This is a genomic window from Streptomyces sp. NPDC054887, assembly GCF_053610585.1.
The window spans coordinates 40,411-48,096 of record NZ_JBSGYQ010000058.1 but is presented as its reverse complement, the minus strand read 5'-3'; the positions used below and the strand labels follow the sequence as shown (position 1 = coordinate 48,096).

At 72.3% G+C, this 7,686-nt stretch carries 5 protein-coding genes; 2 read left to right on the top strand and 3 right to left on the bottom strand.

Annotation, left to right across the window (positions count from 1 at the left end; all coding sequences use genetic code 11):
• Window positions 1–34: 34 nt before the first annotated feature.
• Complete coding sequence (locus tag ACWGH0_RS27025) at window positions 35–2,683, bottom strand: beta-N-acetylglucosaminidase domain-containing protein (RefSeq protein ID WP_453406853.1); 2,649 nt, start codon at window positions 2,681–2,683, stop codon at window positions 35–37.
• A 285-nt stretch (window positions 2,684–2,968) separates the two neighbouring features.
• Between ACWGH0_RS27025 and ACWGH0_RS27020 the strand changes: the two genes are divergently transcribed.
• The gene (locus ACWGH0_RS27020) at window positions 2,969–3,874 is read left to right on the top strand and encodes an RNA polymerase sigma factor SigF (RefSeq protein WP_453406850.1); all 906 of its coding nucleotides are present in this window, start codon (window positions 2,969–2,971) and stop codon (window positions 3,872–3,874) included.
• 57 nt (window positions 3,875–3,931) lie between these two features.
• Here ACWGH0_RS27020 and ACWGH0_RS27015 read toward each other — a convergent pair whose 3' ends face one another.
• Window positions 3,932–4,693 carry a PIG-L deacetylase family protein gene (locus tag ACWGH0_RS27015; RefSeq protein ID WP_453406849.1) on the bottom strand — a complete coding sequence of 254 codons (762 nt, stop codon included), beginning with the start codon at window positions 4,691–4,693 and terminating at the stop codon, window positions 3,932–3,934.
• 239 nt (window positions 4,694–4,932) lie between these two features.
• On the opposite strand from ACWGH0_RS27015, the gene ACWGH0_RS27010 reads away from it, so the two are divergent.
• Window positions 4,933–5,886, top strand: coding sequence for an SGNH/GDSL hydrolase family protein (locus ACWGH0_RS27010; protein ID WP_453406848.1), 954 nt, complete (start codon window positions 4,933–4,935; stop codon window positions 5,884–5,886).
• Window positions 5,887–5,919: 33 nt separating this feature from the next.
• Here ACWGH0_RS27010 and ACWGH0_RS27005 read toward each other — a convergent pair whose 3' ends face one another.
• Window positions 5,920–7,653 (bottom strand): acyl-CoA dehydrogenase family protein, encoded by a 1,734-nt coding sequence (locus ACWGH0_RS27005; RefSeq protein WP_453406847.1) that lies wholly within the window; start codon window positions 7,651–7,653, stop codon window positions 5,920–5,922.
• Between the last annotated feature and the right edge of the window lie 33 nt (window positions 7,654–7,686).

Sequence of the window (7,686 nt, the reverse complement as noted above, 5' to 3'; positions counted from 1 at the left end):
GCCCGGGGGCCGCGCCGCGCTCCGTCCGCAGGCGCTAGCGCACGACCACCTCCGCGATCTGCGGCGCTCCGCCGCCCTCGCTCCAGCGCAGACGTACGGCCGTCACCGCGTCGCCGTCCACCGCGAAATGGCCGTAGGCCCCGGTGAGCTCGCCGGCCGTGCGCCAGTCCCCGTCACTCTCGCGCACCTGTACGTCGGCCCGCGCCGTACTGTCCTTCGGCCGCAGGACCGTCACGGACAGCACCTCCCGCGCGCCGCCGAGGTCCACCTGGAGCGCTTCGCCGGACTCGGGCGCGCGGGCCGCTCGGTAGACGCTCGTCACGTCGCCGTCGGCCGCGGCCCGCAGGCTGCTGCCCGCCGCGGCGGGCGGTCCGCCGGTCACGGACCCGTCCTTCGTCTCGACGGCGAACTCCCGCACGACGAGCCAGTTCGTCTGTCTCGCCGTGGCCCGTGCCCGTACGTACCGCGCCTCGGTGCCCGCCGGGGCCGTCGCCGTCACGACGGCCTTTCCGGAGAACGTCGCGAGCTGTTCCCAGGAAGAGCCGTCCGACGAGTACTCCAGGACGCCCTGGCGCATGTAGTCGTTCGCACTCGACGGCTTGCCCATGGCGAGCGAGATGCCGCCGATCGCGCGCTCCTTGCGCAGGTCGACCGTCACGTGGTCGCCGGTGGCGACGGCGCGGCTGCTCCAGAAGAACGTGCCGTCGTCGCCGTCGAGCATCCGCGCGACGGTGTTGCCCTGGTACGCGGACAGATTGGAGAGGCCCTTGACGGCTCCGGTGACACCGAGCAGCCGGTCGTGCTCGGCGGCCGCGTCCTCGGTGAACTTGTCGAGCACCCCCTCGCCCACGACCACCGGGATCCTGCGCCCCTCCAGATCCGTGTACGTGAAGGACTGCGCGGCGGCGACGAGCCCGGGCAGCCGCTGCCGCTGGTCCCACGCCGCGGCGCCCTCGCCGTCGCGCGCCAGCTCGACCAGCCGCAGCGCGGCGCGCGTCGCCACGCCCCACGCCTCGGCGGCGTCGAGCCACGGCCCGCTGTCGGTGACGAACTCCTGCTCCGGCAGCCGCTCGCGCAGTACGTCCGGCGCCCTCTGGAGGCCGGCCAGCGCGCTGTCCAGCGCCGCGGTGTCCCCCGACTCCCAGAACCCGGCGATCTCGGCGGCCAGGTCGGGCGCCTGCTGCGCGTTGATGCGGGAGCTGTAGTTGACGTCGGAGAAGACGCGCAGCGCCTTCTCCGTTCTCGTGTCGCCGCCCGCGTACAGGGAGATCGCCGTACGCCACGAGGCGCGCGGGTCGTAGGCGGCGTCGTTCCACGTGTAGTCGGCGACCGTGATCAGCGGGATCTTCGAGGCGTACGCCTGGTTCATCGGGTTGGCGGTGATGCCGGAACCCAGCTCGGCGGGCATCCCCTTCTGCCGGCCGTTGTACGGGCCGAGCAGCAGGCGGTTGGTGACGTAGTCGTTCACCGGGTAGTTGTCCCAGAGCAGGATGGGGTGCGCGAAGACGTCCCGCGCGGCCTTCGCCTGCGCCACCGTTATCACCGGCGCGATGACGCCGACCCCGGTCCACTCCACGACCACGTCCTCGTCGAGCTGCTCGGCGAGTGCCTTCTTGTACGGGGACGGGGTGATGTTGTAGTACTCCGTGGGCACCATCTGGAGCGGCGCCGCGCCGGGGTGGGTGGCGATGAAGTCCCGGTTGACCCGGTTGAGCAGGTACGCCTGGGCCGCGCCGGCGGCGGCGGCACCGGTGCCCCACTTGTCCCGGTCCTCCTGGCAGTTCCACCTGGTGTAGCTGATGTCGTCGAGCGGGACGGCGTACGTGCGGATGCCGAGGTCCCACACCGTCCGGAACTTGTCGGTCAGCGCCTTGATGTCGGCCTCGGAGCTGTAGCAGACGCTCAGACCGGGCGACAGCGCGTAGGTGAACTCCACATGGCGGGCGCGGGCCCGGTCGACGAGTTCCCGGATCTTCGCGAGCTGGGCGTCCGGGTACGGCTCGCGCCACCGCTCGCGCAGGTACGGGTCGTCCTTGGGCGAGTACACGTAGATGTTCATCTTGTGCTCGCCGTAGAAGTCGAGCTGGTCGAGCCGGGCGGCGTGGGTCCACGGGATGCCGTAGAAGCCCTCGATGACACCGCGGATCGAGGTGGTGGGCCAGTCCCGGATCTCGGTTCCCGCGACCTTCGCGCCGGGCCCCTTGCGCTCGGGCAGCAGCTGACGCAGCGACTGGGCGGCGTAGTACGTACCGGCGGTGTCCTTGCCGGACAGGGCGATACGGCGATCGCCGATGGCCAGGACGTACCCCTCGGCGGGAAGTTGGGCGGGGCCCTCCACGCCCAGGGCGGTGAGCGCACCGGCGGTCTGCGGCGTCTCCCCGGGGCCGCCGACGTAGACGGTCAGCCGGCCCTGGACGGGGTTCTCGCCGCGTACGACCTGGTGGGCGCCGGCGTCGAGGAGGGCCTGCTGGGTCACCTTCAGGGCGGTGGCGTCGGCCTTGTCCCCCGCGACGAGCGTCACCCTCGGCGAGACGGTGACACGGTCGTCGCGCTGCCGGACGTCCTGTGGCGTCGGCGTGACGACGGAGGCGGCGATCCGGTCCCCCGCCCTCGGCGGGCCGGCCGCCGCACCGGCGGCCGGAACACCGAGGACGAGGGCGAGAGCGGAAGCGCAGGCGAGCATGGCGAGCGGGCGCGGGCGGAGCGTCACACGTCCTCCAGGGGTCCCGAAGAGATCTGTGGGCAGTCGCGCAGCACAACGCCACAGAATCCTCCTGGGGCCTGACAGGCTGTCAATGGCGCGCACGGTCCAATCAAGACGTTTCCGCAATCCGGCCAACCCCAGTCAACTTTCGGCCGGACAGCCGTACCGGGAGGGCGCGTCCGTCCGCCATTCGGCCGCGCGGGACATACACGGCGGATGTCTGGGCAGTCGGAGGAAATGGAGCGATCGGAGAGAGGCGGGAACATGACGACAACGCCGGTGCGGATTTCGGACGTTCCGCGGACGCAGGTCGCGACGGGCACGCGCACCACCGGGGCTGTCCCCGGCACGGGCGAGCTGCCGTGGATCGAGGACACGGGCAAGGTGGCCCCGAAGGACGCCCGCGCCCTGTCGAAGACCTTCTTCGACCAGCTCCAGGTCCTTGAGGAGGGCACGCCGGAGCACCAGTACGCCCGGAACACGCTCATCGAGATGAACCTGTCGCTGGTGCGCTTCGCGGCGGGGCGGTTCCGCAATCGCGGCGGCGGCGACATGGAGGACATCGTCCAGGTCGGCACCATCGGGCTCATCAAGGCCATCGACCGCTTCGACCTCACCCGCGAGGTGGAGTTCGCCACCTTCGCCGTCCCCTACATCGTCGGGGAGATCAAGCGGTTCTTCCGCGACACGACCTGGGCCGTGCACGTCCCCCGCCGGCTCCAGGAACTGCGGGTCGAGCTCGCCAGGGCCAAGGAGGAGCTCGGCACCGCACTGGACCGGGAGCCCACGGTCAAGGAGCTCGCCGGGCACCTGAAGCTCAGTGAGGACGAGATCGTGGAAGGGCTGGTGGCCTCCAACGGCTACACCGCCGGCTCCCTCGACCTGCCCAGCGACCCCGGCGAGGACGGCCGCGCCGCTTCCTCGCGCACCTTCGCCGACGTGCTGGGCGAGTCCGACCCCGCCATGGAGACGGTCGAGGACCTGCACACCCTGGCGCCGCTGCTGGAGGAGCTCGACGACCGCGAGCGGCACATCATCGAGATGCGCTTCGGCCAGGAGATGACGCAGTCGGAGATCGGCGCGGAGCTGGGCATCTCGCAGATGCACGTCTCCCGCCTGCTGTCGCGCACGCTGGGCAGGCTGCGCACGGGCATGCTCTGCGAGACCTGAGCGACCGCGACCCGATCGCCCCCTTTCCCGGGCCCCTTCTCCACGGACGCCGGGGCTTCAGCGGCTGAAGACCTCGAAGGTGACGGCGGGCTTCCCGCCGAACAGGTCCGCCGCCCGCCGCGCGTTCTGGCCGAGGAACGTGCGGCAGTAGGTCTCGGGGTCCTCATCCGTCAGGCCCTCGATGTACGCGCGGTGTTCGAGCAGCGAGAGGACGGACCGCTCCATGCCGGGCGTGGCGTCCACCGCGTGCGTCGGCTGCGAGGAACCCGCCACGGCGACCCAGCGCACACCGTCCCAGGGCGCGAGCCCCTGCGCGGTCAGCTCGGGGAAGATCCACCGGTTGCCGGCGTCGCCCACCGCGTCCAGGGTGGCCCGGCCGACCGCCCGGTGGTCGGGCGTGTTCCACATGACGCCGCCCCAGGTGTCGCGGTGGTTGAGGGTGATGACCAGCTCCGGGCGGTGCCTGCGGACGGCGGCGGCGATGTCCCGGCGCAGAGCGGTCCCGTACTCGATCACGCCGTCGCGGTGGTCGAGGAACTCCACCGTCCTGACGCCGACGACCGCCGCACTGGCCCGCTGCTCCCGTTCGCGCAGCGGGCCGCACGTGTCGGGCTCCAGGCCGTCGATCCCGGCCTCGCCCCGGGTGGCGAGCAGGTACGCCACCTCGCGTCCGCCGTCGGTCCATCCCGCGACGGCTCCGGCGCACCCGTACTCGAGGTCGTCCGGGTGGGCCACCACGGCCAGGGCGCGCTGCCAGTCGGTGGGCATCGGCTGGAGCTGCTGGGGCTGCTGATGCTGCTGCGTCGGCTCGGTCGTCATGCGCGCAGAATAGGCGGCGAACGATCCGTTCCGGTGCGGCTTCCGGCACAAGCTCCCGGCACAACCCGCGCCCCGCCCCCACACCGCGAACCGGAGCCGACCGCGCGCGCTTGCGTCGGCGCCGCCGCGATTTTGGCGCGTACGCCGTCTGGACCTCAGCCGCTCGCGGGTCCAGTGTGGTGCCTCGTCACCGGAGCCACCCGGGTCACCCGGGTCACTCGGCGGGGAGGGGAAGGCGCGTGAGGAGCCGACGATTCGCGGTGTTCGCCGCCCTGGCACTGGCCTGGGCGAGCGGGTGCTCCGACCCCTCGGACGCCACGACCGCCGCCGCTCCCCCGCCGGGCGCCCGCGCCGCGGCGGGTGCCGGGCCCGGGGAACCGGCCGCCGCCGCGGGCACGCCGTCGGCGTCGCGGCCGCCGCGCGAGCGGGCGCGGGTGCTGTACCTCGGGGACTCCCTGGCCATGGAGAGCGGGCGGGTCCTGGCCGGCCGGATCTCCGCCTCGGGGCGGGCGACCCTGCACAGCAGGCCCTATTCCGGTACGACGCTGTGCGACTACCTGGAGGGGACGGCGCGGGACTCGCTCGTCCCCCGGCAGCACAAGGCGGCGGCCCTCGTCCGGTCGGAGCGGCCCCGGGTCGTCGTCCTCCAGTTCTGGGGCAACTCCTGGGCGTACACACCCTGCATGGACGCCATCGGGCAGGGCGGCGACGCCCGCTACTACGCGCGGTACGCCGCCGACGCGAAGACCCTCACCCGCCAGATCGCGGCGGCGGCCCGCTCCGCCGGAATCCCCCGTCCGAGGATCGTCTGGGTGCTCCAGGGCCCCGACGCCTTCTCGCCGGACCGTATCCGGCGGGTCAACGGCATCTACCGGGACCGGGCGGCCGCCGGCGGGGACATGGTGGCGGACGCCGGGCGGGAGGTGAGCCCGGCGGGCGGGCGCTACACGTGGAAGCAGCGGCTGCCCTGCGGCGAGGCCGAGCGGGCCCGCCCCGGCGACTGCCGGAACGGGCTCGTCACGCTGCACCGGGACGACGACCACCTGCACTTCTGCCTCGCGCCGACGACGAAGACACCGCGCCCCTGCCCGGTGCGCTCCCCGGGCATCGAGCGCTACAGCGCGGTGATCGCCGAGACGGTCGACGCCGCCCTGCGCCGGCCGTCTCCCGCCACGGCCGGCGCCGGGGGCTGACCCGGTCGCCGGCCACTGCCGGGTTCCGCTCCGTTACGGCGCCATCTCGTACGCACCGGACAGCGCCTCCACGCGCTCCCAGACCCGGGCCGCTCGGGCCTCGTCGACCACCGGGCGCCGGACCGCGTCCAGCGCCCAGCGCTGCTGCTGCTCGGTGGCGGAGTCCTTGCCGTACAGCTCGACGGCGTGCGAGGAGAAGTCGCGCACCAGAACGGAGAACAGCTCGTCGAGCACGTCCTCCTCCAGGCCGGTCAGGCGCGCCTGCTCCAGGATCAGCTGGCCGTGCACGACCAGCGCGAACAGCTGGCCCACGGCGAGCAGCAGGTCGAGGTCGCGGCTCTGGGCCTCGTCCGGGGCGGCGGTCTCCACGAAGGCGCACAGGGCGTCGGCCTGCTCGCGGAAGCGGCCGACGTTGGGGACGTGCGCGTACGCGTCGTAGGCCGTGCGCCAGTCGTGGAAGCGTACGGAGCCCAGGCCGCGCGCCGGGCCCTGGCGGAAGAGGAAGTCGTCGTCCGCGGCGTCGAGGCGGGTGGGGACGGGCGCGTACCCGGCGGGGTCGAGCAGGTGGTTGCGCATGAACTTGAGGATCAGCGCGAGGTTGACGTGGACCGTCCCCTCCAGCTTGGGCAGTCCCCGGATCTCGACGGCGGCCTGGGCGAAGTAGGTGTCCTTCTCGAAGCCCTTGGCCGCGATGACGTCCCACATCAGGTCGATGACCTTCTCGCCCTCCGTGGTCACCTTCATCTTCGTCATGGGGTTGAAGAGCAGGTAGCGGCGGTCGTCGGGACCGGCGGAGCGGAAGTAGTCGACGGCGCGGTCGCTGAACAGCTTCATGCCGACGAGCCGCACGTACGCGTCGGTCAGCTCGCGCCGCACGTGCGGGAAGGCGGTGACGGGGCGGCCGTACAGGATGCGGTTGCTCGCGTGGGTCACCGCCTCGTACATCGCGTGCTCGCAGATGCCGATGGAGGCGGTGCAGAGGTTGAACTTGCCGACGTTGACGGTGTTGAGGGCGGCGTCGAACGCGGCGCGGCCGGTGTGCAGGACGTCCTCGGCGGTGACCGGGTAGTCCTCCAGGCGGAACTCGCTGACGTACTTGGACGAGTCGACGACGTTCTTCACCAGGTGGTACGCCGGGTGGCGGCTGTCGGCGGCGAAGAAGACGTAGCCGTCGGGGCCCTCGACGTCGGTGCGGCGGCCGAAGACAGAGACCAGCCCGGCGGCGTTGCCGTTGCCGATGTAGTACTTCGATCCGGTGGCGCGGAAGCCCCCGTCGCCGTCCGGCTCCAGCAGCATGTCGGTGGAGTAGATGTCCGCGCCGTGGGACTTCTCGGACAGGCCGAAGGCGAAGACCTCGCCCTGGGCGAGCAGTTCGGCAGCGCGGGTGCGGGCAGCGGCGTTGTCGCTCTGCCAGACCGGGCCGAGACCGAGGACGGTGACCTGCCACGCGTACCAGTAGTCGAGCCCGTAGAAGCCGAATATCTCGTTGAGGGCGGCGATACGGGCGGTGTCCCAGCGCTTGTCGCCCCGGTCGCCGGAGGGCGTCCCGGCGGCGGACGCGGGGGTGAGGAAGGTGGCGAACAGCCCTTCCTTGGCGGAGAACGCGAGGAAGTCCGCGAGCCAGGCACGGGAGCGGTAGTCCTCGATCAGCTTGCGCTTGCCGCGCTCCTCGAACCAGTCGACGGTGGCGCGCAGCAGCCTGCGGGTCTCCGCGTCGAAGTGCGCCGGGTCGTAGGTGCGGGGGTTGAACAGCAGCGGGTCGGCCATGGGGGTTCGCCTTCCGGGACGAGGGTGAAGGGG